The organism is Variovorax restrictus (genome assembly GCF_051216715.1).
Lineage (GTDB): Bacteria > Pseudomonadota > Gammaproteobacteria > Burkholderiales > Burkholderiaceae_C > Variovorax.
Window position 1 is genome coordinate 714,050 of record NZ_JBPJZH010000002.1, and the last position, 24,956, is coordinate 739,005.

Here is a 24,956-nt window from a genome sequence, read left to right on the forward strand (position 1 = left end):
TGTTCAGCGGTTGCGCGGGGCCGAAGCCGTTTCGCGCAAGGTCACGCGGCCCTGTGGATCGACGCTCTCGAGCCGCACGTCGAAGCCCCACAACCGGGTCACGTGCTTGAGCACCTCGTGCGTGTCGTCGCGCAGCGGCTGGCCGTTGCGCTGCACATGGCGCAGCGTGAGCGAGCGGTCTCCGCGCATGTCGACGTTCCACACCTGGATGTCCGGCTCGCGGCTGCCGATGTCGTACTGGCGCGAGAGCGATTCGCGCAGCGCCTGGTAGCCGTTGTCGTCGTGGATCGCCGCGATCTCGAGTTCGGGGTCGTCGGCGTGGTCGCGCACCGCGAAGAGGCGGAAGTCGCGCATCGTCTTGGGGCTCAGGAACTGGCCGACGAAGCTCTCGTCCTTGTAGTTGCGCATCGCATGGTCGAGCGTCGTGAGCCAGTCGGTGCCCGCGTAGTCGGGGAACCAGCGGCGGTCTTCCTCGGTCGGCTTCTCGCAGATGCGGCGCAGCTCCGTGAACATCGCGAAGCCCAGCGCGTAGGGGTTGATGCCGCTGTAAGCGCGGTGGCCCACCGGCGGCTGGTACACCACGCTGGTGTGGGAGCGCAGCCACTCGATCATGAAGCCGTCGGCCAGCTGGCCCTTGTCGTACATGGTGTTGAGCAGGGTGTAGTGCCAGAAGGTGGCCCAGCCCTCGTTCATCACCTGCGTCTGGCGCTGCGGGTAGAAGTACTGCGCCACCTTGCGCACGATGCGCACCACTTCCCGCTGCCACGGTTCCAGCAGGGCCGCGTTCTTCTCGATGAAGTACAGCAGGTTCTCCTGCGGCTCGGCTGGGAAGCGGCGCGTGGCATCGGCACCGGCCGCCGCCTCGGCGCGCCGGGGCAGGGTGCGCCAGAGGTCGTTGACCTGCTGCTGCAGATGGTGCTCGCGTTCGGCGCGCTGGCTGATCTCCTGCGCGAGCGAACGTTTCTGCGGCCGACGGTAGCGGTCGACACCGTAGTTCATCAAGGCGTGGCAGGAGTCGAGCAGTTCCTCGACGGCGTCGACACCGTGGCGTTCCTCGCACTCGTTGATGTAGTTCCGCGCGTAGACCAGGTAGTCGATGATCGACGACGCATCGGTCCACATGCGAAACAGGTAGTTGCCCTTGAAGAAGCTGTTGTGCCCGTAGGCCGCATGGGCGATCACCAGCGCCTGCATCGCCATGGTGTTCTCTTCCATGAGGTAGGCGATGCAGGGGTCGGAGTTGATGACGATCTCGTAGGCCAGGCCCATGGCGCCGCGCCGGTAGTTCTTCTCGGTCGAGATGAACTGCTTGCCGTACGACCAGTGGCGGTAGATCACCGGCATGCCGACGCTGGCGTAGGCGTCCATCATCTGCTCGGCGGTGATGATCTCCAGCTGGATCGGGTAGGTGTCGAGCTTGAAGGACTCGGCCGTCTTGCGAATCTCCTGGTGGTAGGTCTCGATCAGGTCGAAGGTCCAGTCCGACGGGCTCGGCAGCGGCTCGGTAGCGCGGCCCGGGGAGGATGTCACCGGCAGTTCGCTCGTCTCGCTCATGCGGGCGCTCCTTCCTTCTTGAACAGTTCACGAAACACCGGGTAGATGTCTTGCGCGCTCGCCACCTTGCGCATCGCGAAGTTGGGGCGGATGCCTTGGAGCTGCGCGTACTCCTGCCAGAGGTTCTGCTCTGCGTCGGCCACCTGCACATAGGCGTAGTAGCGCACCATCGGCAAAATCGATTCGTCCAGCATCTGGCGGCAGCGGCCGCTGTCCTGGTGCCAGTTGTCGCCGTCGCTGGCCTGCGCGCCGTAGATGTTCCATTCACCGCTGGGGTAGCGCGCACGGATGATCTCGTCCATGAGCACCAGCGCGCTCGACACCACGGTACCGCCGGTCTCGGTGGCATGAAAGAACTCTTCTTCGGTCACTTCCTGCGCCTGCGTGTGGTGCCGCAGAAAGACCAGGTCGATCTTCTCGTAGTGCCGCGTGAGGAACAGGTACAGCAGCATGAAAAAGCGCTTGGACATGTCCTTGCGCGCCTCGTCCATCGAACCCGACACGTCCATCAGGCAGAACATCACCGCCTTGGCGCTGGGCACCGGCACCCGTACGCGGTTGCGGTAGCGCAGGTCGATCGGGTCGATGTAGGGGATGTGCTTGGCGGTGCGGCGCAGCTCGACGATCTGCGCTTCCAGATCGGCGATGCGGTCGGCCAGCGGCGGCTCGTTCGCACCGGGTTCGGCGCGCAGTTGCAGCAGTTCGGTCTGCATGCGCATCAGCGCGACACGGTCCTCCCCACCCAGCGCAATGCGCCGTGCCAGTGCGCCCCGCATCGAACGCACCACATGGAGGCTGCTCGGGTTGCCGTCGCTCTTGAAGCCGGCGCGATGGCTTTTCCACTCGGGCACTTCGGCCAGTTGCGTGCGGATGAGGTGGGGCAGGGCGAGGTCGTCGAAGAAGACCTGCATGAACTCTTCGCGGGTGAGCTTGAAGACGAAGTCGTCCTCGCCTTCGCCGCTGTCGCCGGCTTCCCCGCTGCCCTGGCCGCCGCCCCCGCCGCCGGGCGGACGCTTGATGCGGTCACCCTTGAGGTATTCCTGGTTGCCCGGGTGCACGTACTCGCGGTTGCCGCCCGGCCCGTGCCCGAACACCGGCTCCGACACGTCACGCTTGGGCAGCGTGATGTCCTCGCCGCGTTCCAGGTCGCGGATGGTGCGGCCGCTGATGGCGCGCCGCACCGCATCGCGGATCTGGCCCCGGTAGCGCCGCAGGAAGCGCTCGCGATTGCCGATCGACTTGTTCTTGCCCGACAGGCGTCGATCGATGATCTGTTGCAGCATGGCCAAGGTGTCACACCTCCGCGCCGGAGCGCGACATCAAACTCAAGAACTCTTGCGAACGCGCAGGTACCACTCGCACAGCAGCCGCACCTGCTTGGCGGTGTAGCCTTTTTCGACCATGCGCGCGACGAAGTCCTGGTGCTTCTTCTGTTCGTCGGCACTGCTCTTGGTGTTGAAACTGATGACGGGCAGCAGCTCCTCGGTATTCGAGAACATCTTCTTCTCGATCACCGTGCGCAGCTTCTCGTAGCTGGTCCACGCCGGGTTGCGCCCCGCGTTGCCGGCGCGCGCCCGCAGCACGAAGTTGACGATCTCGTTGCGGAAATCCTTCGGGTTCGAGATGCCGGCGGGCTTCTCGATCTTCTCGAGCTCACCGTTGAGCGCCACGCGGTCGAACACTTCGCCGGTGTCGACGTCGCGGTACTCCTGGTCCTGAATCCAGTAGTCGGCGTAGGTCACATAGCGGTCGAAGATGTTCTGGCCGTACTCGCTGTAGCTCTCGAGGTAGGCGGTCTGGATTTCCTTGCCGATGAACTCGGCATAGCGCACCGCGAGGTGTTCCTTGATGTAGGCCAGGTACTTCTGCTCGGTCTCGGCCGGGAACTGCTCGCGCTCGATCTGCTGTTCGAGCACATACATCAGGTGCACCGGGTTGGCCGCGACTTCGCTGCTGTCGAAGTTGAAGACCTTGGAGATGATCTTGAAGGCGAAGCGCGTCGACACGCCGCTCATGCCCTCGTCGACGCCCGCGTAGTCGCGGTACTCCTGCAGCGATTTGGCCTTGGGGTCGGTGTCTTTCAGGCTGTCGCCATCGTAGACCTGCATCTTGCTGAAGATGCTCGAGTTCTCCGGCTCCTTCAGCCGCGTGAGGACCGAGAACTGCGCCATCATGCGCAGCGTTCCCGGGGCGCAGGGCGCTTCCCACAGCGACGAGGTGCGCACAAGCTTCTCGTAGATCTTGATTTCTTCCGAGACGCGCAGGCAGTAGGGCACCTTGACGATGTAGATCCGGTCGAGGAAAGCCTCGTTGTTCTTGTTGTTGCGGAAGGCCTTCCACTCGCTCTCGTTGCTGTGGGCCAGCACGATGCCGTCGAAGGGAATCGCGCCGAAGCCTTCGGTGCCCTTGAAGTTGCCTTCCTGCGTGGCGGTGAGCAACGGGTGCAGCACCTTGATGGGCGCCTTGAACATCTCGACGAACTCGAGCAGGCCCTGGTTCGCGAGGCACAGCCCCCCGGAGTAGGAGTACGCATCAGGGTCGTCCTGCGCGTAGGTCTCGAGCTTGCGGATGTCGATCTTTCCGACCAGGGAAGAGATGTCCTGGTTGTTCTCGTCGCCGGGCTCGGTCTTGGCCACGCCGATCTGCCGCAGCACCGACGGGTAGCGCTTGACCACCTGGAACCTGCGGATGTCGCCGCCGTATTCCTCCAGCCGCTTGACGGCCCACGGCGACAGGATGCGCTGCAGGTAGCGGCGCGGAATGCCGTATTCCTTCTCCAGGATCTCGCCGTCTTCCGCTGGGTCGAACAGGCCGAGCGGCGATTCGTTCACCGGCGAGCCCTTGATCGAATAGAAGGGCACCTGCTCCATCAGTTGTTTGAGCCGTTCGGCGATGGAGCTCTTGCCGCCGCCAACCGGGCCCAGCAGATAGAGGATCTGTTTCTTCTCCTCCAGCCCTTGCGCGGCATGGCGGAAGTACGACACCACCTGTTCGATGGCGTCTTCCATGCCATAGAACTCCTTGAACGCCGGGTAGAGCTTGATCACCTTGTTCGCGAAGATGCGCGAGAGGCGCGGGTCGTTGCGCGTGTCGACGAGCTCGGGGTCACCGATCGCCTTGAGCATGCGTTCGGCCGCGCTGGCGTAAGCCACGGGTTCACGCTTGCAGATGTCCAGGTACTCCTGCAACGAGATGACTTCCTCTCGCGTGCGGTCGTAGCGGGCGGCAAAGTTGCTGATCACATCCATGGACAAAACCTCCATCGAGTCAATGAGGCCGTAGCCCCGGATCTGCCGCAGAACGCGTGCCGACCGCAACCGCTGTGGAGGCGCTTGCGCACGGCGATGTGCCCTGCAAAAACTCCCTAACCAATCTGCTCAAACTGCTGATTCAGCATAAAGCAAAGATCGCACCCGCGTGTGGTGTGTTCTCTCTGAACAACAGCGCGACATCAAGTTCCATCCTGATCCATGAACGATTCGGCAACAGTGCTCGCCGACCGTGTTTACATGCATAGCACCAAACAAAAAGGCGGCCCGCAGGCCGCCCTTCCAGCGCGATGTCAGTCAAAGGCGTTCAGCTGAAGAATTCCTTGGCCTTGTCGAACCAGCCCTTGTCGGTCGGGCTGTGCTTGTGACCGCCCTTCTTGAAGGAGTCGTCGAGCTCCTTGAGCAGCTTGCGCTGGTGTTCGGTGAGCTTCACCGGCGTTTCGACGCGCACGTGGCAGTACAGGTCGCCCGGGTAGCTGCCGCGCACGCCCTTGATCCCCTTGCCACGAAGGCGGAACTGCTTGCCGCTCTGCGTGCCGTCGGGAATGTCGATGGCGGCCGCACCGCTGAGGGTCGGCACGTTGATCTCGCCACCCAACGCGGCGGTGGTCATGCTGACCGGCACCACGCAGTGCAGGTCGTCACCGTCGCGCTCGAAGATCTCGTGCTTCTTCAGCCGGATCTCGATGTAAAGATCGCCCGGCGGCCCGCCGTTGGTACCGGGCTCGCCGTTGCCGGTGCTGCGGATGCGCATGCCATCGTCGATGCCGGCCGGGATCTTCACCTCAAGCGTCTTGTTGTTCTTGATCTTGCCCTGGCCGTGGCAGGTGGCGCACGGCTCGGGGATGATCTTGCCGCTGCCGTGGCACTGCGGGCAGGTCTGCTGCACACTGAAGAAGCCCTGGCGCATCTGCACCGAGCCCTGGCCGTGGCAGGTGGTGCAGGTGATCGGCTTGGTACCCGGCTTGGCGCCGCTGCCGTGGCAGGTGTCGCAGTCGTCCCAGCTCGGAATGCGGATCTGCGCGTCCTTGCCCTCGGCAGCTTCTTCGAGCGTGACCTCCATGGCGTAGCTCAGGTCGCTGCCGCGGAACACCTGCCGGCCGCCGCTCTGACGGCCGCCGCGGGCGCCGCCGAACACGTCGCCGAAGATGTCGCCGAAGGCTTCCGCAAAGCCGCCGAAGCCTTCCGCACCCGGGCCGCCGCGCATGTTGGGGTCGACGCCGGCGTGGCCGTACTGGTCGTACGCCGCCCGCTTCTGCGGGTCGGACAACATCTCGTAGGCTTCCTTGGCGTCCTTGAACTTCGCCTCGGCATCCTTCGAACCGTCACCCTGGTTGCGGTCGGGGTGGTGCTTCATCGCGAGCTTGCGATAAGCCTTCTTGATCTCTTCCTCGCTCGCGTTCTTGGGAACGCCGAGGGTTTCGTAGTAGTCGCGTTTGGTGGCCATGGTGCGTCGTCGTCGGGGCGGTGTCAGGAAACGGAAAAGGCTGGATCACCCGACAGGGGCGATCCAGCCTTGGAGAGCGGCTGGGGATCAGCCCTTCTTCACTTCCTTGACCTCGGCGTCGACCACGTTGTCGTCAGCCGGGGCGCTTGCGGCTTCCGCGCCAGCGGCGGCGCCAGGGCCACCCGCGGCACCGGCCGCAGCCTGCGCATCGGCGTACATCTTCTCGCCCAGCTTCTGGCTCGCGCTCATCAGCGTGTTGGTCTTTTCCTCGATCGCGGCCTTGTCTTCGGTCTTGAGCGCCTCTTCGACGTCCTTGATCGCGGCCTCGATCTTTTCCTTCTCGCCGGCTTCCAGGCTCGCGCCGTGTTCGCCCAGCGACTTCTTCACGCTGTGGACCATGGCTTCGCCCTGGTTGCGAGCCTGCGCCAGCTCGACCTTCTTCTTGTCGTCCGCGGCATTCAGCTCGGCGTCCTTCACCATCTTCTGGATCTCGTCTTCCGACAGCCCCGAGTTCGCCTTGATGGTGATCTTGTTTTCCTTGCCGGTGCCCTTGTCCTTGGCGCCGACGTGCAGGATGCCGTTGGCGTCGATGTCGAAGCTCACCTCGATCTGCGGCGTGCCGCGTGCGGCCGGCGGAATGCCTTCGAGGTTGAATTCACCCAGCGCCTTGTTGCCCGAGGCGATCTCGCGTTCGCCCTGGAACACCTTGATCGTCACGGCCGGCTGGTTGTCTTCGGCCGTCGAGAAGGTCTGCGCGAACTTCGTCGGAATGGTCGTGTTCTTCACGATCATCTTGGTCATCACGCCGCCCATCGTCTCGATGCCGAGCGACAGCGGGGTCACGTCCAGCAACAGGACGTCCTTGCGGTCACCCGAGAGCACCTGGCCCTGGATGGCGGCGCCGACGGCCACGGCTTCGTCGGGGTTCACGTCCTTGCGCGGTTCCTTGCCGAAGAACTCCTTCACCTTCTCCTGCACCTTGGGCATGCGGGTCATGCCGCCGACGAGGATCACGTCGTTGATGTCGTTGACCGACACGCCGGCATCCTTGATGGCGGTGCGGCAGGGGGCGATGGTGCGTTCGATCAGTTCGTCGACCAGGCTCTCGAGCTTGGCGCGGCTGAGCTTGATGTTCAGGTGCTTCGGGCCCGAGGCATCGGCCGTCACGTAGGGCAGGTTGATGTCAGTGGCGGCGCCGTTCGACAGTTCGATCTTGGCCTTTTCCGCGGCTTCCTTCAGGCGCTGCAGCGCGAGCACGTCCTTGCCGAGGTCGACGCCTTGCTCTTTCTTGAACTCGGAAATGATGTAGTCGATGATGCGCTGGTCGAAGTCTTCGCCGCCCAGGAAGGTGTCGCCGTTGGTCGACAGCACTTCGAACTGCTTCTCGCCGTCGACGTCGGCGATCTCGATGATCGACACGTCGAAGGTGCCGCCGCCGAGGTCGTACACGGCGATCTTGCGGTCGGCCTTGTCGTGCTTGTCCAGGCCGAAGGCCAGGGCCGCGGCGGTGGGCTCGTTGATGATGCGCTTGACGTCCAGGCCCGCGATGCGGCCGGCGTCCTTGGTGGCCTGGCGCTGGCTGTCGTTGAAGTACGCAGGCACCGTGATCACGGCCTCGGTCACCGGCTCGCCGAGGTAGTCTTCCGCGGTCTTCTTCATCTTGCGCAGGATCTCGGCGCTGACCTGTTGCGGGGCCAGCTTCTTGCCGCGCACTTCGACCCACGCGTCGCCGTTGTCGGCCTTGGTGATGCTGTAGGGCATCAGGTCGATGTCCTTCTGCACTTCCTTCTCTTCGAACTTGCGGCCGATCAGGCGCTTCACGGCGTAGATCGTGTTCTTCGGGTTCGTCACAGCCTGGCGCTTGGCCGAGGCGCCGACCAGCACTTCACCGTCTTCCTGGTACGCCACGATGGATGGCGTGGTGCGCGCGCCTTCCGAGTTCTCGATCACGCGGGTCGTGTTGCCCTCCATGATCGAGACGCACGAGTTGGTGGTGCCGAGGTCGATGCCGATGATTCTGCCCATGATGAAGTTCTCCTGAATGCTGAAATGAAGTTGTTCTTAACGTGTGGATAACCCGCTGCGGTTCAAGGGATGACGCGGGGATTTCCTGTGGGTTTCTTGTGCGCGATCAACTCGCCGAGCTGACCGTGACCAACGCCGGGCGCAGCACGCGTTCTGCGATGGTGTAGCCCTTCTGCAGCACGCCCACGATGGTGTTGGGCTCCTGGCCGGGCGTCGGCACGACCGAGATGGCCTGGTGCTGGTGCGGGTCGAACTTGGTGCCGGCGGCCGGGGCGATCTCGATCACCTTGTGGCGCTCGAGCGCGCTCTTGAGCTGGCGCAGCGTGGCTTCGGCGCCTTCGCGAATCTGCTCGGGCGTGACGTCCTGGATGGCCAGCCCGGCTTCGAGGCTGTCGGTCACCGGCAGCAGGCTCTCGGCGAAGGACTCGACCGCGAACTTGCGGGCCTTGCTGATGTCTTCGTCGGCGCGGCGGCGGGCGTTCTGCACGTCGGCCTGGGCGCGGAGGTACTGGTCGGCCAGCTCGGCGTTCTTGGCCTGCAGCGCGGCCAGTTCGGCCTGGACCGCGGCGAGCTCGTTCTGGGCATCGGCCTCGTTGGCGAATTGCGCGGCTTCGAGCTCTTCGGGGCTCGGGTCGCCTTGCAGGGTCTGCGGGTTCAGTTCGGGATTTTTAGGGTCTGACATGCTCAAAAACCGTTGGATCGGCCGTGAAAGAAACGATTGCTGTCCATCTGGGGCCCGCAGCAGGGTTTTTCAAGACAAAAAAATGCGGCTGATCAAGCCGCTGGCGGGAAACACTGAATTCCTCACGACCCCTCCAGCTTGCTCGGCAAGGCGCACGCAGTGCGCGAGCCCACAGAACACCAGGGCGACCGCGGAACCGGCTTCGCCGGGCCGCCGGTCTTGCCCCCGGAGGGGGGGAAGGGCGCTGGCGACACGAAGTGCGCCAAGCCCCTCAGGGGGGCGCCTTAGTGCGCGTCGAGCAGTTCGACGTCGAACTTCAGCGTGGCGTTCGGCGGGATCACGCCGCCGGCGCCGCGGGCACCGTAGCCCAGCGCGGCCGGGATGACCAGCGTGCGCTGGCCGCCGATCTTCATGCCGGCGACACCTTCGTCCCAGCCCTTGATGACCTGGCCGGCGCCCAGCGAAAAGGCGAAGGGGTCATTGCGGTCGCGGCTGGAGTCGAACTTGGCGCCCTGAACGCCGTCGTTGTAGAGCCAGCCGGTGTAGTGCACGTGCACGTGCTGGCCGGGCTTGGCCTCGGCGCCGTCACCGACGATGGTGTCTTCGTACTGCAGGCCGGAAGGGGTGGTGGGCATGGGCGCTCCTTGTGTGGGGGAAGAGGAAGAAAGCGGGGGAGTTTAACGAGCGTACGGTCTCGCTCTGCGGGACGCCGCGCCGTCGCTGCGCCGCATCGGGCGGTCAGTGCGGAGGCAGGGGCGGCTGCGAGGAGGCGGGCGACGCGGTCGGGTGTGCGGTGACGGGGGCTGCCGCCGTCGCAGCCGCCGCTTTCCGGACCTGGCCCGCCTGCCATTTGGCGGCGAAGGCCTGCAGGTCGGACAGGCGCTTGAGCAGGTCCTGCCCGCTCGGCGTGAGGCAGTAGCCCTCGCCGCCGTGGCTGACGACCCCGGCCTCGCGCAGTTCCTTGATGCGGGTGTTGAGCGTGTTCGGCGTGATGCCGCCCACGCTGTCCTGCAGCAGCCGGAAGGTCTGCGGATGGCCGTCCCGCAGTGCCCAGAGCACCCGCAAGGCATAGCGTGCTTCGAGCAGCGCCAGCAGCTGGTTCACGGCTGCGTTTTCCTTGGAACTCATCGGGATCGACTCCTCGGCATGGATGGCGGCGCAAAGCGGGGCTGGCGACTATAGCGCAGCAGGGCGGTTGCTACGAATGTTGTAGCTGTCGTCTCGCGCCAGCCTTGGGCTGTGGCGGGTGGGGCTCAATCGGTGCTGTGGTTGGCCATCACTTCGCCCAGACGCACCGGCCGGCTTGGCGCCCAGGTCGGGTTGAACGCCAGCGCGGGCCGCGGGAACAGCATCACGACCGTCGATCCGAGCAGGAAGCGGCCCATTTCCTCGCCCTGCTTGAGCGAGATGTCCTGGTCGTCGTAGCGCCATTCGCGCACCTCGCCGCCGCGTGGCGGGTTGATCACCCCATGCCAGACGGTGGCCATGCTGCCCACGATGGTGGCGCCGACCAGCACCAGCACGAAGGGCCCGCGCGGCCCGTCGAACAGGCACACGGTGCGTTCGTTGCGCGCGAACAGGCCCGGCACGCCGCGGGCGGTGGTCGGGTTCACCGAGAACAGCTCACCCGGCACGTAGATCATCCGGCGGAGCCGCCCGTCGCAGGGCATGTGGATGCGGTGGTAGTCGCGCGGGCTCAGGTAGAGCGTCGCGAAGCTGCCGTGCGCGAACTGCGCGGCCAGCGCTGCATCGCCGCCGACCAGCGCCGTGGCCGTGCAGTGGTGGCCCTTGGCCTGGAAGATCTGGTCGTCGTCGATCGTGCCGAACTGGCTGATCGCGCCATCCACCGGCGAGACCAGGTCGGCGGCGGCGATCGGCCGGGCGCCGGGCTTGAGCGCCCGGGTGAAGAAGTCGTTGAAGCTGGCGTAGCTGGCGATGTCGCTGTCGAGCGCCTCCGCCATGTTCACGCCGTACTTGGCGACGAAGCGCCGCACGATCCAGGTCGTGACCGCGCCGCGCTCCTTGCCGGCGACCCAACCGGCGAAGGAGGTCAGGGCCTGCTTGGGCAGGAGGTACTGGGGAAGAACGGGGAGGCGATCGGACACGTGGGGGAGGCAAGAGCGACGGGAGCGCGCATTCTAGGAACTTGCGGGCCGCGCGCCGGTGACCCGGGCGGGCGCGATCCGGTGTAGGCGGGCGCCGCGCCGGGCGAGGGACGGTTCAGGGAGCGAGCCGCTCGCGCACCCAGTCGCCGTCGAGCCGGTAGCGCAGTCGGTCGTGCAGGCGGCTCTTGCGGCCCTGCCAGAACTCCCAGCGGTCGGGCACCAGCCGGTAGCCGCCCCAGTGCGGCGGGCGCGGCGGGGACAGCAGATGCCGCGCGGCGGCCATGGCGGCGTTCTTCACCAGCACGTCGCGCCCCGAGATCACCTCGCTCTGCGGGCTGGCCCAGGCGCCGATGCGCGAGTCGAGCGGGCGGCTGGCGAAGTAGGCATCGCTTTCGGCGGCATCCACCTTCTCGACCCGGCCCTCGATGCGCACCACGCGTTCCAGCTCGACCCAGTGGAACTGCAGCGCCGCGTACGGGTTGCCGGCCAGTTCCTGGCCCTTGCGGCTCTGGTAGTTGGTGTACCAGACAATGCCGCGCGCGTCGTAGCCCTTGATGAGCACGATGCGGGTCGACGGCCGCAGGTCGCTGCCGACGGTGGCCAGCGTCATGGCGTTGGGCTCAGGCACTTGCGCCTCGATGGCTTCGCCGAGCCAGCGTTCGAACTGCTGCAGCGGCTCGGGCGCGCTGTGGGTTTCGTCCAGCTCGGCGCGTTCGTAGCTCTTGCGCAGGGCGGCGAGGTTGTCGTTGGGGGAGGTCATCGGGCGATTGTCGACCCACCGCGGCTCTGCGGCCGGCGCGTGATACTTCGCGCATGACCGCGCCCCTGCCTTCCGACCTGCCCACCGTACTTGTGCTGGCCTCCGGTCGCGGTGAACGCTTTCGTGCCTCGGGCGGGGCAACGCACAAATTGGCAGCGCCCCTCGGCGGCAAACCGGTGCTCGAACGCACGCTCGATGCGGTGCGTGCCAGCGGGCTGCCGTGGCACCTCGAGGATGCAGGGCATCCGGGCATGGGGGATTCGGTCGCCGCGGCGGTGCGCGCGACGTCGGGTGCTAGCGGCTGGCTCGTGCTGCCGGCCGACCTGCCGCTGGTGCTGCCCGAAACGCTGCGTCGCGTCGCTGAGGCGCTGGCTGCAGGTGCCGCCGCGGTGCAACCGCATCACGAAGGAAAACGGGGGCATCCGGTCGCGTTCGCCGCCGACGCGCGCGACGCGCTCCTGGCCCTGTCCGGCGAACGCGGCGCGGCGCCCGTGCTGCAGGCGTTGCGCGCACGCGGCCAGGTGCTCGACCTCGTGGTGGACGACATCGGCACCGTGACAGACATCGACACCCTGGCGGACCTCGCGGCGGCCGAAGCGCTGTTGGCGGCGCGGGGTGTCAGAAGCTGTGAATGAATTGGCCGCGTCCGAGCGGCGCGGCAGGGCGGTGTCCATCGAGACGCAAAGCGCAGCCATAGCTCGGGCTATGGCGAGCATTTGCAACGACGAGGGACATCGTCAGGGCGCGTCGAGCGGGCGTGGATGATTCGTTCACAGCTTCTTAACCCTTCGCGATGACCGCGCAGGCGATGCGCGGGCCGGAATTGCCGGCCGGCTGCGTCGTGTAGTCGTCGCGGTCGCGGTGCACCACCAGCGCCCGGCCGAGCACGTTGTTGGCAGCGCCGTCGGTCAGCGAGATGGAATGCACGTCGACACGGAAACGCGCCACGCCGCTCGCGTCGGCCATCAGGCTGGGCAGTTCTCCCGCGTGGGCGCCGGGGGCCGCGAACTTGCCGTGCACGCCGCCGGCCGGGTTGAAGTGCCCACCGGACGCATTGCCGTTGTCGCCGCAGTCGCCCTTCTCGTGGATGTGGAAACCGTGCTCGGTGTTCGGCGGCAGGCCGCGCACCTCGCCGGCCACGCGCAGGCCGTGTTCGAGCGGCGTGAACGTCACCTTGCCCACGGTCGGGTTCGGCGTGATCGCCGCGGTCGGCACCAGGTTGGCGACGGCACCGGTGCCACCGGACATCGAGGCGCAGCCTGCGAGCAGGCCTGCGGCCGCGGCGGCCAGGGCGATCGAACGGAAGCGAGAGGTCATGGTTTCTCCTGGAAGTTGTCGGGCGCTGCGGATGCGGCGGTGTCCCGGTATAGCGGCGCCGTCGTGGCGCTGCAAGCGGCCGATGCCGACAGTTCGGATTCTGCGAGCTGCACGAGTCGGGCGAGCGCCCGGTCGTGGATGGCGTGGCGCTGCAACTCGAGCAGGGTCTGGCGCGCGTAGTCGAGCGAGGTGCCGTAGCGGCCGGTGGCGCTCTGGAAGATCTGGCGGTAGCGCGCGTCGCTCAACTCGCCTGTGAAGTTCGGGCTGCGCCGCGACAGCGTGAAGGCCAGCGCCCGCACCCGCCCGCCGGGCGTGACGCAGTCGAGCCAGCGCGGGTCGTACACGCCGGTGGGCATCTCGCGCAGCCACAGCCGGCCCAGTGTCTCGAGGCCGTCGGCGGCCGGAATGCGGAACACCATCCCCTGGCAACAGCCGCCCGAGAGCAGCCCGAAGACCAGCCCCGGGTTCTGCACCGTGCCACGGTTCACGCGGCTCCACATCTTGAGCGCCCGGTGCCAGCCGTGCACCTTGGCCGCGCGGCGTTCCGAGAAGTCGAAGTCGGGCCGCCAGATGAGCGAGCCGTAGCCGAACAGCCAGAGGTCGTCGTGGCCGCCCCATTCGGCGATGGTGCGCTCGAGCATCGGCTGCGGGTCGCGCAGCGCGTGCGGCAAGGGGTCGAGGCCCGGCGGGCCGGGGTTGCCGCAGGCCGCGTCGGCCAGGGCACCTACAATTTCGCGGTCATGGATCACCCACCCATTATTTACCGCCCTCTTTCCTACGGAGAACATCGGATGTCATCCAGCAACGACGAAGACAGCCAGCAGCGCTTTGCCCTCGGATTCCTTTTCGCGCTGATCGCGCTGGTGGTCTTCACCGTGGTGGGCTTTGCCACGGCGAACTACGGCATGGGCGGCGCCAGTGCGCAGGACAGCGGCCTGCCGGTCACGCAGGTCGAGCCGGCGGAAGCCCCGGCACCCGCGCCTGGCAGCACGGTGACCTCCGAAACGGTGATGGTCGTCGTGCCCGAAGGCGCGAGCATCCAGGTGGTGGGCGGCGTGGTGAACTTCTACTTCGCCACCGGCAGCGCCGACCTCGCCCCACGCGCGGCCGAGGCGCTGGCCACGGTGATCCAGGGCATCGAGAGCGGCCGCCGGGCGGTCATTTCGGGCTTCCACGACGCCACGGGTGATCCGAAGATCAACGAGGAACTCGCCAAGCTGCGGGCCCAGACCGTGCGCGACGTGTTGCTGGGCCTGGGTGTGTCGGCCGACAAGGTCGACCTGCAGAAGCCTGCAATCAGCGCCGGTTCGGGCAACAACGCCGAGGCGCGTCGCGTCGAGGTCAAGCTGCTGGACTGACCCAGCTGACGCCTCGCACGAGCCCGGTGTCGACCGGGCTTTTTCTTGGGCGCCGCGTTCCTCAGCTGCTGCCGCGCACGACCAGCTGGTAGTCCAGTTCGACGCAGCCGGGCAACGGCAGCCTGCCGCGCATCATCCCCAACAGCATCTCGGCGCCAGCCCGACCGACTTCGCTGCGCGGCGTCCGCACGGTGGTCAGCGGCGGCACCATCTGGTCGCTGCCGGCCAGGTCGTTGAAGCCGGCAATGGCGAGGCGCCCCGGCACCGGTACCTGCAGGCGGTTGGCGGCCAGCAGCCCTCCCTGGGCGATGTCGTCGTTGCAGAAGAAGATCGCGTCGATGTCCGGCATGCGCTGCAGCATCTCCTCGAACAGGCGCGCGCCCAGCGCGATCGACGAGCGTTCGGGGCTGAGCATTTCCAGCCGCGGGTCGTAGAGGCCCGCCTCGCTCAAGGCGCGGCGGTAGCCTTCGGCGCGCTGCATCACGCGCGGGTCGAGTTGGGCGCCGCAGAAGGCGATGCGGCGGCGTCCCCGCTCCAGCAGGTGACGCGTGATGGCCGCGCCCGCGTCCACCTGCGAGAACCCCACGCACGCGACGCCGGGCGCGGTGCTGGTTTCCATCAGATGCACGCAGGGCACGCCGCTGCGCACGATGAGCTGGCGCGCCGTTTCGCTGCGGTCGAAGCCGGTCACCAGCAAGCCGGCGGGACGGTGGGGCAGGTAGGTGTGCAGCAGCAGTTCCTCTTCGGCGCTGTCGTAGTGCGTCACGCCGATGAAGGGCTGGTAGCCCTCGGGGAAGAGCGTGCGGTGCACGGCTTCCAGCAGGTCGACGAACAAGGTGTTGGACAGCATCGGCACCAGCACCAGGACCTGGCTGCTGCGCTGCGAGGCCAGGGCCCGCGCGGCGGGGTCGGGCACGTAGCCCAGGCGCTCGGCGGCTTCGCGGACCCGCACGGTCAGAGCGGGGTCGACGCTGCGCTCGCCGCGCAGGGCGCGCGAGACGGTGATCGGGCTGACGGCGGCCGCGCGAGCCACGTCGTCGAGGGTGATGCGGCCACTCGATCGGCGAGGGCGGCGGGGCGCTTCGGTCAAGGGTTAATCCGGATGAAAAGAGTGCCCATTGTTCTCTAGGATAGCGCTATCTCTCACAGGGTTAACAAGTAGTGCCAGTTGTGCGCGGCGGGTAAGTAACCGCACTTTTCCCTTGTGAGCGCCTTAGTTCATCAAGACAACAGCGGCCATCGCCCGGTGCTTCGACCGGGTTTTTTTGATTCCCAATGGATAGCGCTATCTCACCGTTCCAGCCGCTGGCCCTCGTGGTCATGGGCGTCTCCGGCTGCGGCAAGTCCAGCGTCGGCGCGGCCTGTGCCGACGCCCTGGGCTGGACGCTGCACGAGGGCGACACCTACCACGCGCCCGAAAGCGTCGCCAAGATGCGCGCGGGCACACCGCTGACCGATGCCGACCGCGCCGGCTGGCTGGACCGCCTGGCCGACCTGCTGGCATCTCCGCCCGAGGGCGCCGGTCGGGTGCTGACCTGTTCCGCGCTGCGCCGCCGTTACCGCGACCGGCTGCGCGAGGCCACGCCGCGGCTGGGTTTCGTCTTCCTGGCGTTGGATTACGACGCGGCGCTGGCTCGGGTGCAGTCGCGCGCCGGCCACTTCTTCTCGCCGGCGCTGGTGTCGAACCAGTTCGCCACGCTCGAATCGCCCATGGGCGAGCCTGGCGTGCTGGTGCTGGACGCCACGCAGCCCATGGCGGCACTGGTCGCCGCGGTGGTCGCCTGGGCCGCACCCACGCAGGCCGTTCCGCCTTCCGAATTCACCACAGGGCGCGCCACGTCGCCTGGAGACATCGCATGAGTCATCCCCCTTCCACCACACCGACGCCCCGGAAGCCGGCGCTGCAACGCCTGGCCGAACTCTTCATGGTCGTGGCGTTGGCCGGCATGGTCATCGCCGTCTTCGTCAACGTCGTGCTGCGCTACGTGTTCGCCACCAGCATCGTGTCGTACGAGGAAATCTCGCGACTGCTGTTCGTCTGGCTGGTGGCCATCGGCACCATCGTCGCGGCCTTCGAGGGCAAGCATCTGGGCTTCGACATGCTGACCTCGCGCCTGAAGGGCGGGTCGCGCAAGGGCCTGTTCTGGGTGAGCCAGGCGCTGGTCGCGCTGTGCATGGTGCTCTTGCTCAAGGGCGCCTGGGGCCAAGTGATCGCCGGCATGGAAAGCTTCAGCACCGTGCTGGGTTATCCGCTGGCGATCGGTGCCGCAGCGACGCTGGTGCTGGCGGTCGGCCTGCTGGTCGCGCTGGTGTTCGACCTGCTGCGCGGCGAGCCGCCTGCCACGTCCGGCGACGCCGGCGAGATCGAGTGAGGGCGGCGCCATGATCGTCACTGCCATCTTCCTGATCGTGCTCATCGGCGGCATGGTGATCGGCATGCCGATCGCCCATGCGCTGGTGCTGACCGGTGTCGCGCTCATGTGGCACCTCGACTTCTTCGACGCGCAGCTGCTCGCGCAGAACCTGCAGGCCGGCTTCGACAACTTCCCGCTGCTGGCCGTGCCCTTCTTCATCCTGGCCGGCGAGCTGATGAACGCGGGCGGCCTGTCGCGCCGCATCATCGACCTCGCTCGTGCGTTCGTGGGCCACATCCCCGGCGGCCTGGGCTTCGTGGCCATCGGCGCCGCAGTGCTGCTCGCGTCGATGAGCGGCTCGGCCATCGCCGACACCGCCGCGCTCGCCACCATCCTGCTGCCCATGATGCGCGAGCAGAAGTACCCGCCGGGCTACAGCGCGGGCCTGCTCGCCTCCGGCGGCATCATCGCGCCGATCATCCCGCCGTCGATGCCCTTCGTGATCTACGGCGTGACGACCAACACGTCGATCAGCAAGCTGTTCCTGGCCGGCGTGTTCCCGGGCCTCATGATGGGCTCGTTCCTGATCGCCGCCTGGTGGTGGATCGCCCGCAAGCACCGGCTGCCTGCCATGCCGCGCGTGGCGTGGGGCGCGCGCATGAAGGCGCTGCTGCACAGCTTCTGGGCCATGATGATGCCGGTCATCATCCTGGGCGGCCTCAAGGGCGGTATCTTCACGCCGACCGAAGCAGCGGTGGTGGCCGCGGTCTACGCGCTCATCGTCTCGATGTTCGTCTACCGCGAAATGACCTGGGCCCGGCTCTACGAGGTGTTCCTGGCCGCAGGCAAGACCACGGCGGTGGTGATGTTCCTGTGCGGTGCCGCCACCGTCACGGCCTACATGATCACGCTGGCCGACCTGCCCAACATGCTGGCCGACAGCTTCTCCGGCGTGATGGGCGACCCCATCCTTTTCATGGCGCTGATGATGATGTTCCTGCTGGTGGTCGGCACCGCGATGGACCTGACGCCCACCATCCTGATCTTCGGCCCCGTGTGTGCGCCGCTGGCCGTCAAGGCCGGCATCGACCCGGTGTACTTCGGCTTCATGTTCATCTTCGTGGGCTGTATCGGGCTGATCACGCCGCCCGTGGGCACGGTGCAGAACGTGGTGGCCGGCGTCGGCAAGCTGCGCATGGAAACCGTGATCAAGGGGACCACGCCCTTCCTGCTCATGTACGTGCTGCTGGCCGTGCTGTTCGTGCTGTTCCCGTCGCTCATCACCGCGCCGCTGGCGTGGATGCATTGAACGCCGGCGCCAACTTTTTTCTTTTCTTTCTGCCATCCCTTTCGACAACAGGAGACTTCCCATGCGCATTCGTTTCGCTCTCGCCGGCCTCGTGGCCGCACTCGCCGCCGCCGGCGCCGTCCAGGCCCAGGACTTCAAGCCGCGCATCGTGCGCTTCGGCTATGGCCTGGTGGACAACTCGAACCAGGGCCGTGCCGTGCGCGTGTTCGCGCAGGAGGTCGAGAAGGCCACCGGCGGCAAGATGAAGATCCGCGGCATCGGCAATGCGTCGCTCGGCTCCGACACGCAGATGCAGCAGGCGCTCATCGGCGGCGCGCAGGAGATGATGGTCGGATCGACCGCCACGCTCGTGGGCATCGTGCCCGAGATGGCGGTGTGGGACACGCCCTTCCTCTTCAACAATGTGAAGGAAGCCGACGCCGTGCTCGACGGCCCGGTGGGCGAGAAGGTCAAGGCCAAGCTCGAGCCCAAGGGCATGGTCGGTCTGGTGTACTGGGAGAACGGCTTCCGCAACCTCACCAACAGCAAGCGTCCGGTCAACAAGCTCGAAGACATGGGCGACATCAAGCTGCGCGTGATGCAGAACAACGTCTTCCTCGACAGCTTCAAGGCGCTCGGTGCCAACGCCGTGCCACTGCCGTTTTCCGAACTGTTCACCGCGTTGGAAACGCGCGCGGTCGATGGCCAGGAGAACCCGTTCAACACCGTGGTGTCGAGCAAGTTCTACGAAGTGCAGAAGTACCTGACGGTCACCAACCACGTCTACAGCCCCTGGATCGTCACGGTGAGCAAGAAGTGGTGGGACACGCTGACGCCGGCCGAGAAGAAGGTGCTGCAGGACGCCGCCCTGAAGAGCCGTGACTTCGAGCGCAAGGACACGCGCGAGGAAGCCACCAAGGCGCTGGCCGAGCTCAAAGGCAAGGGCATGCTGGTGAATGAACTCCCGGCCGCCGAAGCCAACCGCATGCGCGAGAAGCTCGCCACGGTGAACGTCGGCATCGCCAAGTCGGTGGGCCAGGAGACCTGGGATTCGGTCAACGCCGCCGTGGCGCAAGTGCGCGGCAAGTAAATTCCACCCCGCGGTGCGGAGGGCTGCGCGCTCTTCGCCCGCACCGCGCCGCAGGTCCAGGGTTTACCATGAAGCCTCCAGCCAGCCGGCGCATCCACAGCCCCCGCATGCCACTCCACGACACCGTCCAAGCCGTCACCCGACGCATCCGAGAACGCAGCGCGCCCACGCGCGCCGCCTACCTGGAACAGATCGACGCCTACGGGCGGCGCGACCGCGGTTCCGACCGCATGGGCTGCGCCAACGTCGCCCACGCCGTGGCCGGTGTGCCGGTCAACGACAAGCTCAAGATCGTCGCGGAACGCGCGCCGAACATCGGCATCGTTACCGCCTACAACGACATGCTCTCGGCCCACGCGCCGTACCAGGGCTACCCGGACATCATCAAGCACGAGGCTCGCCGCCTCGGCGCCACGGCGCAGGTGGCCGGCGGCGTGCCGGCGATGTGCGACGGCGTCACGCAGGGCACGCCCGGCATGGAGCTCAGCCTGTTCAGCCGCGACGTGATCGCCATGGGCACGGCCGTCGCGCTGACGCACGACATGTTCGACGCCGCGCTGATGCTCGGCGTGTGCGACAAGATCGTGCCCGGCCTGTTGATCGGCGCGCTGCACTTCGGCCACCTGCCGACCGTCTTCGTGCCGGCCGGCCCGATGCCCTCGGGCCTGTCGAACAGCGACAAGGCCAAGGTGCGTGAACAGGCGGCGCAAGGCCTGGTCGGCCGCCAGGGCCTGATGGACGCCGAGATGGCGGCCTACCATGCGCCCGGCACCTGCACCTTCTACGGCACCGCCAACAGCAACCAGATGCTGCTCGAGGCGATGGGCCTGCACGTGCCCGGCACGGCGTTCATCCAGCCGGGCAACGCGATGCGCGAGGCGCTCACGCGTGAGGCGGTGCGCACGGTGCTGGGCCAGGCGTCGTCGGCCGCCTTCCAGTGCCCGCCGATCGGTCGCCTGGTCGACGAGCGCGCCATCGTCAACGCGATGGCCGCGCTGCTCGCCACCGGCGGGTCGACCAACCACCTGATCCACTGGGTCGCGGTGGCACGCGCGGCCGGCATCGTGATCGACTGGAACGACTTCTCCGAACTGTCCGACGTGGTGCCGTTGCTCACGCGCGTCTATCCCAACGGCAGCGCCGACGTGAATGCCTTCCAGGAGGCCGGCGGCCCCGGCTACGTGATCGGCGAACTGGTCGGCGCCGGCCTCATGCATGCGGACGTGCTCACGGTGCGGGCCGGCGGCATCGCCGAGTTCGCCAAGATCCCGACGATGGACGGCGAGCCCTCGGCAGAGGGCGTGCTGCACTGGCACGCGGCGGCGCCGTCGAAGAACGATGCGGTGGCGCGCCCGGTGTCGGCGCCATTCAGTGCCACCGGCGGGCTCAAGCTGCTCAAGGGCAACCTGGGCCGCAGCGTCATCAAGGTGTCGTCGGTGCCCGACGACCGACACGTCATCGAAGCGCCTGCGCGCGTGTTCGACTCGCAGGCCGCGCTGCAGAAGGCCTTCACCGCCGGCGAGCTCGACCGCGACGTGGTGTGCGTGGTGCGCTGGCAAGGCCCGCAGGCCAACGGCATGCCCGAACTGCACAAGCTCACGCCGCCGCTGTCGGTGCTGCAGGGCAAGGGCTTCCGCGTGGCGCTGGTGACCGATGGCCGCATGAGCGGCGCATCGGGCAAGGTGCCCGCCGCCATCCACGTGTCGCCCGAAGCGGCGGCCGGCGGCCCGCTCGCCAAGGTGCGCGACGGCGACGTGATCCGCCTCGACGGCGTGGCTGGCACTTTGGCGGTACTGCTGCCGGACGACGAATGGGCACAACGCGAGACGGCGACCATGCCCGACGATCAACGCTTGGCCGACGGCCGCGGCCTCGGCCGCGAACTGTTCGCCGGCATGCGCCGCAACGCGCTCACCGCAGAAGAAGGAGCCTGCTCATGGCTTTGAACAAAGACAAATTGACCGCGCTCGACGTGATGCGCGACGCCCCAGTGATCCCGGTGATCGTGCTGACCGACGTGGCGCATGCCGTGCCCTTGGCGCGTGCGCTGGTGGCTGGCGGCATTCGCATGCTCGAAGTCACGCTGCGCACGCCGCAGGCGCTGCAATGCATCGAAGCCATCGCCCGCGACGTGCCTGAGGCTGTGGCCGGTGCCGGCACCATCCGCAGCGCGTCCGACGCGCAGGCCTCGGTGCTGGCCGGCGCGAAGTTCGGCGTGAGCCCGGGCTACACGTCCGCGGTGGGCAAGGCCTGCCGCGAGCTCGGCCTGCCGCTGCTGCCCGGCGTCGCGACCGGCAGCGAAATCATGATGGCGCAGGAAGACGGCTACCAGCAGCTCAAGTTCTTCCCGGCGATGCAGGCCGGCGGCTTGCCGATGCTCAAGGCCTGGCAAGGGCCCTTCGGCGACGTGACCTTCTGCCCGACGGGCGGCATCCACGCCGGCAACGCGGCCGAGTTTCTGGCGCTGTCGAACGTGGCCTGCGTGGGCGGCTCGTGGATCGTGCCGACCGATGCCATCCAGACGGGCGACTGGGCGCGCATCGAGCAGTTGGCGCGCGAAGCCGCGCAACTGGCGCGCTGAACGCCATGCAGGCGCGTCCCGACTTCGACGACCTGAAGGTCATCGCCTTCGACGTGTTCGGCACGGTGGTCGACTGGCACGGCGGCATCGCCGCCGAGGTCGAGCGTCTGCTGCCCGGTGTCGACGGCGGCGCGTTCGCCCTGGCCTGGCGCGCCGGCTACCAGCCTGCCATGCGGGCGGTGATGGACCGCATCGCGACGGGCGAGGGCGGCTTCACGCTGATCGACGAACTGCACTTGAACATCCTCGAGGGCGTGCTGCGCGAGTTCGGCGTGACGCGCATCGACGCGGCCGGCAAGCGCGAACTCAACCACGCGTGGCATCGGTTGCCGGCGTGGCCCGACGCGGTGGCAGGCCTGACGCGGCTGAAGTCGAAGTACATCGTGTGCACGCTGTCCAACGGCAACATCGGCCTGCTCACCGAGATGGCGAAGCACGCCGGCCTGCCCTGGGACTGCGTGCTGTCCGCCGAGGTCTTCAAGGCCTACAAGCCGGACCCGCGCACCTACCTGGGCGTGGCCGGGGTGTTCGACATCGCGCCGCGGCAGGTGATGCTGGCGGCGGCGCACCACGACGACTTGGCAGCAGCGCGCGCCTGCGGCCTGCGCACGGCGTACATCGAGCGCCCGCATGAGTTCGGCCGCGATCAGCCGAAGGACGTGTCGCCGCAGATGGGTAACGAGCTGCACGCCCGCGACATCGGCGCGCTGGCCGACCGACTGGGCTGCTGAACGACGGCGCTGACGTCGCTCAGTAGGCGCCGCGCTCCTGCGCGGTCGCAGCCGGCGGCGCCGGCCGCTGAAGGAAATCGGCAGCCAGCCTGCGCGCCGCACCTGCATAGAGCAGCACGTCGACGCCCACCGCGACGAAGGTGCAGCCCAGGTCGAGGTAGCGCCGCGCCAGCGCCGGGTCGGAGGTCAGCGTCCCCGCGGCCTTGCCTGACGCCACGATGGTCTGCATAGCGGCCTCGATGGCCGCCTGCACCTCGGGGTGCCCCGGCCGCCCGCGGTGTCCCATCGAGGCCGCGAGATCGGCCGGGCCGATGAAGACGCCATCGACCCCCTCCACATCGCAGATCGCGGCCAGGTTCGACAGCGCCGTCACCGTCTCGACCTGCACCAGCAAACAGACCTCGTCGTCCGCGCTGTCGAGGTAGTCGCCGCGTGAACTCCATTGCGATGCGCGACCCACGGCGCTGCCCACACCCCGGATGCCGTGGGGCGGATAGCGTGTGGCCGACACCAGCGCGCGGGCCTGGTCGGCCGTGTCGACCATCGGGATCAGCAGGGTCCTGGCGCCGATGTCGAGCAACTGCTTGACGAGCGCCGTGTCGTCATTCACCGCACGCACGACCGGCTGTGCGGGATGCGGCGCCACGGCCTGCAGGGCGGCCAGGGTGGAGCGCAGGTCGTTCGGCGCGTGTTCGCCATCGATCAGCAGCCAGTCGAAGCCGGTGGTCGCGCTGACCTCGGCCATGTACGGGTCGGCCATCGACAGCCAGAGGCCGACCTGCGGCTGGCGCGCGGCCAGCGCGGTCTTGAAGGGGTTGTGAGCGGGCATGATTTTCTTCAGGGATTGGAGGAGCGCGTCAGCTGACGATGCCGAGATGCCACGGCACGAACTCGTGATCGCCCAGGCCGAGCACTTCACTCTTCGTCGGCTCGCCGGAGGCATGGCGAAGGATCTGCTCGAAGATGCGCTGCCCGAGTTCCGTCACGGTCAGTTCGCCGTCGATCACCACGCCACAGTTGATGTCCATGTCTTCCTCGAGGCGGCGGTACATCGGCGTGTTGCTCGCGAGCTTGATGGTGGGAGCAGGCTTGCTGCCGAACATCGATCCGCGTCCGGTGGTGAAGCAGATCAGCTGCGCGCCGCTGGCGATCTGGCCGGTGGCCGCGACCGGGTCGTAGCCGGGGGAGTCCATGAAGACGAAGCCGTGCTCCTCGATCCGCTCCGCGTACTCGTACACCGCACGCAGTGGCGTGGTGCCGCCCTTCATCGCGGAGCCCAGCGACTTCTCGAAGATGTTCGCGAGTCCCCCGGCCTGGTTGCCGTGGCCGACGACGCCGTTGAACTGCGCGTTCTGGCCGGCGGCGTAGCGTTCCCACCAGGCCAGCCGATCGAGCAGCTTCTGGCCGACGGCCGGCGTGATGGCGCGCCGCGTCAGCATGAATTCCACGCCATGGATCTCCGGCGTCTCCGACAGGATGGCCGTGCCGCCGTGCTGCACCAGCACGTCCATCGCGGCGCCGAGCGCGGGGTTGGCCGAGATGGCCGAGAAGCCGTCGGACCCGCCGCATTCGAGCCCGATCTTGAGGTGGTGCGCGCCGACCCGCGTGCGCCGTGCCGCATCGGCGTCGGGCAGCATGTCCTCGATGGCGCGGATGCCGGCCTCGATCGTCTTGCGCGTGCCACCGACGTCCTGCATGACCAGCGTGCGCATCAGCCGGCCGGCCTTGAGCTGCTGCGAGTCGACCAGCGCGTCGACCTGGTTGCGCTCGCAGCCCAGCCCGACGATCAGCACGCCTGCCAGGTTGGGATGGCGCGCATAGCCTGCCAGTGTGCGGCGCAGCACGTCGAAGTGCTCGCTCGGCGACGACATGCCGCAGCCGCTGGTCTGCGCGAAGGCGACCACGCCGTCCACGTTCGGGAATGCGGCGAGCCGCTGCGGCGTGAAGTGCGCCGCGATGTGGTTGATGACCGTCGCGGAGCAATTCACCGACGCCAGGATGCCGATGAAGTTGCGCGTGCCCACGCCGCCGCCCGGCCGCACGAAGCCCATGAAGGTCGCACGCTCGGCCTCCGGCACGAAGGCCACCGGGCGCACGTCGGTGCAGAAGGCCGGGTCGCGGTAGAAGTCGACCAGCGTGAGGTTGTGGCTGTGCACGTAGTCGCCCGCCTGCAGGTCGCGCGAGGCCACCCCGATGACGGTGTCGTACTTCTTCACCGGCTCGCCGGCCGCGATGGCGCGGGCGGCGATCTTGTGGCCGGCCGGGATCTGGGCGCGTGCGCGCACGCCGAAGGTCTCGATCGTTTCACCCAGGGCGATGGCGGCCTTGGCGACCAGCACGTTGTCGTTCGGATGCAGGCGGAGCAGGGGGCTGTTGTTCATGCGGCGTGGCAGGG

The 24,956-nt window shown here is 67.4% G+C and carries 24 protein-coding genes; 9 read left to right on the plus strand and 15 right to left on the minus strand.

Annotated features, from left to right (window positions below; genetic code table 11):
* Positions 1–3: 3 nt before the first annotated feature.
* The 10 genes from ACSFA0_RS17990 to pdxH all read right to left on the minus strand — a co-directional run bounded on the left by ACSFA0_RS17990 (position 4) and on the right by pdxH (position 11,842).
* Positions 4–1,554, minus strand: coding sequence for a SpoVR family protein (locus tag ACSFA0_RS17990; RefSeq protein ID WP_435451621.1), 1,551 nt, complete (start codon positions 1,552–1,554; stop codon positions 4–6).
* Positions 1,551–2,837 carry a YeaH/YhbH family protein gene (locus ACSFA0_RS17995; protein WP_435451622.1) on the minus strand — a complete coding sequence of 429 codons (1,287 nt, stop codon included), beginning with the start codon at positions 2,835–2,837 and terminating at the stop codon, positions 1,551–1,553. The genes ACSFA0_RS17990 and ACSFA0_RS17995 overlap by 4 nt, the downstream gene beginning before the upstream one ends.
* A 42-nt stretch (positions 2,838–2,879) precedes the next feature.
* Entirely contained in the window at positions 2,880–4,802 is a 1,923-nt protein-coding gene (locus ACSFA0_RS18000; protein ID WP_435451623.1) for a PrkA family serine protein kinase, read from the minus strand.
* 328 nt (positions 4,803–5,130) lie between these two features.
* Positions 5,131–6,270 carry a molecular chaperone DnaJ gene (gene dnaJ, locus ACSFA0_RS18005; RefSeq protein WP_435451624.1) on the minus strand — a complete coding sequence of 380 codons (1,140 nt, stop codon included), beginning with the start codon at positions 6,268–6,270 and terminating at the stop codon, positions 5,131–5,133.
* 87 nt (positions 6,271–6,357) lie between these two features.
* On the minus strand, positions 6,358–8,295 hold the full coding sequence (gene dnaK / locus ACSFA0_RS18010; RefSeq protein WP_435451625.1) for a molecular chaperone DnaK: 1,938 nt from the start codon (positions 8,293–8,295) through the stop codon (positions 6,358–6,360).
* A gap of 106 nt (positions 8,296–8,401) precedes the next feature.
* Entirely contained in the window at positions 8,402–8,977 is a 576-nt protein-coding gene (grpE, locus tag ACSFA0_RS18015; protein WP_435451626.1) for a nucleotide exchange factor GrpE, read from the minus strand.
* A 284-nt stretch (positions 8,978–9,261) separates the two neighbouring features.
* Positions 9,262–9,612 carry an FKBP-type peptidyl-prolyl cis-trans isomerase gene (locus ACSFA0_RS18020; protein WP_435451627.1) on the minus strand — a complete coding sequence of 117 codons (351 nt, stop codon included), beginning with the start codon at positions 9,610–9,612 and terminating at the stop codon, positions 9,262–9,264.
* 103 nt (positions 9,613–9,715) lie between these two features.
* Positions 9,716–10,105: a winged helix-turn-helix transcriptional regulator gene (locus tag ACSFA0_RS18025; protein ID WP_435451628.1), complete on the minus strand. Its 390-nt coding sequence runs from the start codon at positions 10,103–10,105 to the stop codon at positions 9,716–9,718.
* A gap of 125 nt (positions 10,106–10,230) precedes the next feature.
* Positions 10,231–11,082, minus strand: coding sequence for an archaetidylserine decarboxylase (gene asd, locus ACSFA0_RS18030; protein WP_435451629.1), 852 nt, complete (start codon positions 11,080–11,082; stop codon positions 10,231–10,233).
* Positions 11,083–11,197: 115 nt separating this feature from the next.
* The gene (pdxH, locus tag ACSFA0_RS18035) at positions 11,198–11,842 is read right to left on the minus strand and encodes a pyridoxamine 5'-phosphate oxidase (protein ID WP_435451630.1); all 645 of its coding nucleotides are present in this window, start codon (positions 11,840–11,842) and stop codon (positions 11,198–11,200) included.
* Between the two features lie 53 nt (positions 11,843–11,895).
* Between pdxH and ACSFA0_RS18040 the strand changes: the two genes are divergently transcribed.
* A complete protein-coding gene (locus ACSFA0_RS18040) occupies positions 11,896–12,477 on the plus strand; it encodes an NTP transferase domain-containing protein (protein WP_435451631.1) in 582 nt (193 codons plus the stop codon).
* Positions 12,478–12,622: 145 nt separating this feature from the next.
* Here ACSFA0_RS18040 and ACSFA0_RS18045 read toward each other — a convergent pair whose 3' ends face one another.
* Positions 12,623–13,159, minus strand: coding sequence for a superoxide dismutase family protein (locus ACSFA0_RS18045; protein ID WP_435451632.1), 537 nt, complete (start codon positions 13,157–13,159; stop codon positions 12,623–12,625).
* Positions 13,156–13,830: a gamma-glutamylcyclotransferase gene (locus tag ACSFA0_RS18050; RefSeq protein ID WP_435451926.1), complete on the minus strand. Its 675-nt coding sequence runs from the start codon at positions 13,828–13,830 to the stop codon at positions 13,156–13,158. The genes ACSFA0_RS18045 and ACSFA0_RS18050 overlap by 4 nt, the downstream gene beginning before the upstream one ends.
* A 120-nt stretch (positions 13,831–13,950) precedes the next feature.
* On the opposite strand from ACSFA0_RS18050, the gene ACSFA0_RS18055 reads away from it, so the two are divergent.
* Entirely contained in the window at positions 13,951–14,517 is a 567-nt protein-coding gene (locus tag ACSFA0_RS18055; RefSeq protein WP_435451633.1) for an OmpA family protein, read from the plus strand.
* A 61-nt stretch (positions 14,518–14,578) separates the two neighbouring features.
* On the opposite strand, the gene gntR is transcribed toward ACSFA0_RS18055, so the two are convergent.
* The gene (gntR, locus tag ACSFA0_RS18060) at positions 14,579–15,607 is read right to left on the minus strand and encodes an HTH-type transcriptional regulator GntR (RefSeq protein WP_435451634.1); all 1,029 of its coding nucleotides are present in this window, start codon (positions 15,605–15,607) and stop codon (positions 14,579–14,581) included.
* Between the two features lie 185 nt (positions 15,608–15,792).
* On the opposite strand from gntR, the gene ACSFA0_RS18065 reads away from it, so the two are divergent.
* The 7 genes from ACSFA0_RS18065 to ACSFA0_RS18095 all read left to right on the plus strand — a co-directional run bounded on the left by ACSFA0_RS18065 (position 15,793) and on the right by ACSFA0_RS18095 (position 22,561).
* Positions 15,793–16,377 carry a gluconokinase gene (locus ACSFA0_RS18065; RefSeq protein WP_435451635.1) on the plus strand — a complete coding sequence of 195 codons (585 nt, stop codon included), beginning with the start codon at positions 15,793–15,795 and terminating at the stop codon, positions 16,375–16,377.
* Positions 16,374–16,889 (plus strand): TRAP transporter small permease, encoded by a 516-nt coding sequence (locus ACSFA0_RS18070; RefSeq protein WP_435451636.1) that lies wholly within the window; start codon positions 16,374–16,376, stop codon positions 16,887–16,889. Before ACSFA0_RS18065 ends, ACSFA0_RS18070 begins: the two co-directional genes overlap by 4 nt.
* 10 nt (positions 16,890–16,899) lie before the next feature.
* On the plus strand, positions 16,900–18,180 hold the full coding sequence (locus tag ACSFA0_RS18075) for a TRAP transporter large permease (RefSeq protein ID WP_435451637.1): 1,281 nt from the start codon (positions 16,900–16,902) through the stop codon (positions 18,178–18,180).
* Between the two features lie 61 nt (positions 18,181–18,241).
* Positions 18,242–19,249 (plus strand): TRAP transporter substrate-binding protein, encoded by a 1,008-nt coding sequence (locus ACSFA0_RS18080; RefSeq protein ID WP_435451638.1) that lies wholly within the window; start codon positions 18,242–18,244, stop codon positions 19,247–19,249.
* 107 nt (positions 19,250–19,356) lie between these two features.
* Positions 19,357–21,195 (plus strand): phosphogluconate dehydratase, encoded by a 1,839-nt coding sequence (gene edd, locus ACSFA0_RS18085; RefSeq protein WP_435451639.1) that lies wholly within the window; start codon positions 19,357–19,359, stop codon positions 21,193–21,195.
* A complete protein-coding gene (gene eda, locus ACSFA0_RS18090; RefSeq protein ID WP_435451640.1) occupies positions 21,186–21,830 on the plus strand; it encodes a bifunctional 4-hydroxy-2-oxoglutarate aldolase/2-dehydro-3-deoxy-phosphogluconate aldolase in 645 nt (214 codons plus the stop codon). The genes edd and eda overlap by 10 nt, the downstream gene beginning before the upstream one ends.
* A gap of 5 nt (positions 21,831–21,835) precedes the next feature.
* Complete coding sequence (locus ACSFA0_RS18095) at positions 21,836–22,561, plus strand: haloacid dehalogenase type II (RefSeq protein WP_435451641.1); 726 nt, start codon at positions 21,836–21,838, stop codon at positions 22,559–22,561.
* Between the two features lie 19 nt (positions 22,562–22,580).
* On the opposite strand, the gene hpaI is transcribed toward ACSFA0_RS18095, so the two are convergent.
* Both hpaI and ACSFA0_RS18105 read right to left on the minus strand, forming a co-directional pair.
* A complete protein-coding gene (gene hpaI, locus ACSFA0_RS18100; RefSeq protein WP_435451642.1) occupies positions 22,581–23,390 on the minus strand; it encodes a 4-hydroxy-2-oxoheptanedioate aldolase in 810 nt (269 codons plus the stop codon).
* 28 nt (positions 23,391–23,418) lie between these two features.
* A complete protein-coding gene (locus ACSFA0_RS18105; RefSeq protein WP_435451643.1) occupies positions 23,419–24,942 on the minus strand; it encodes a UxaA family hydrolase in 1,524 nt (507 codons plus the stop codon).
* Positions 24,943–24,956 lie beyond the last annotated feature (14 nt).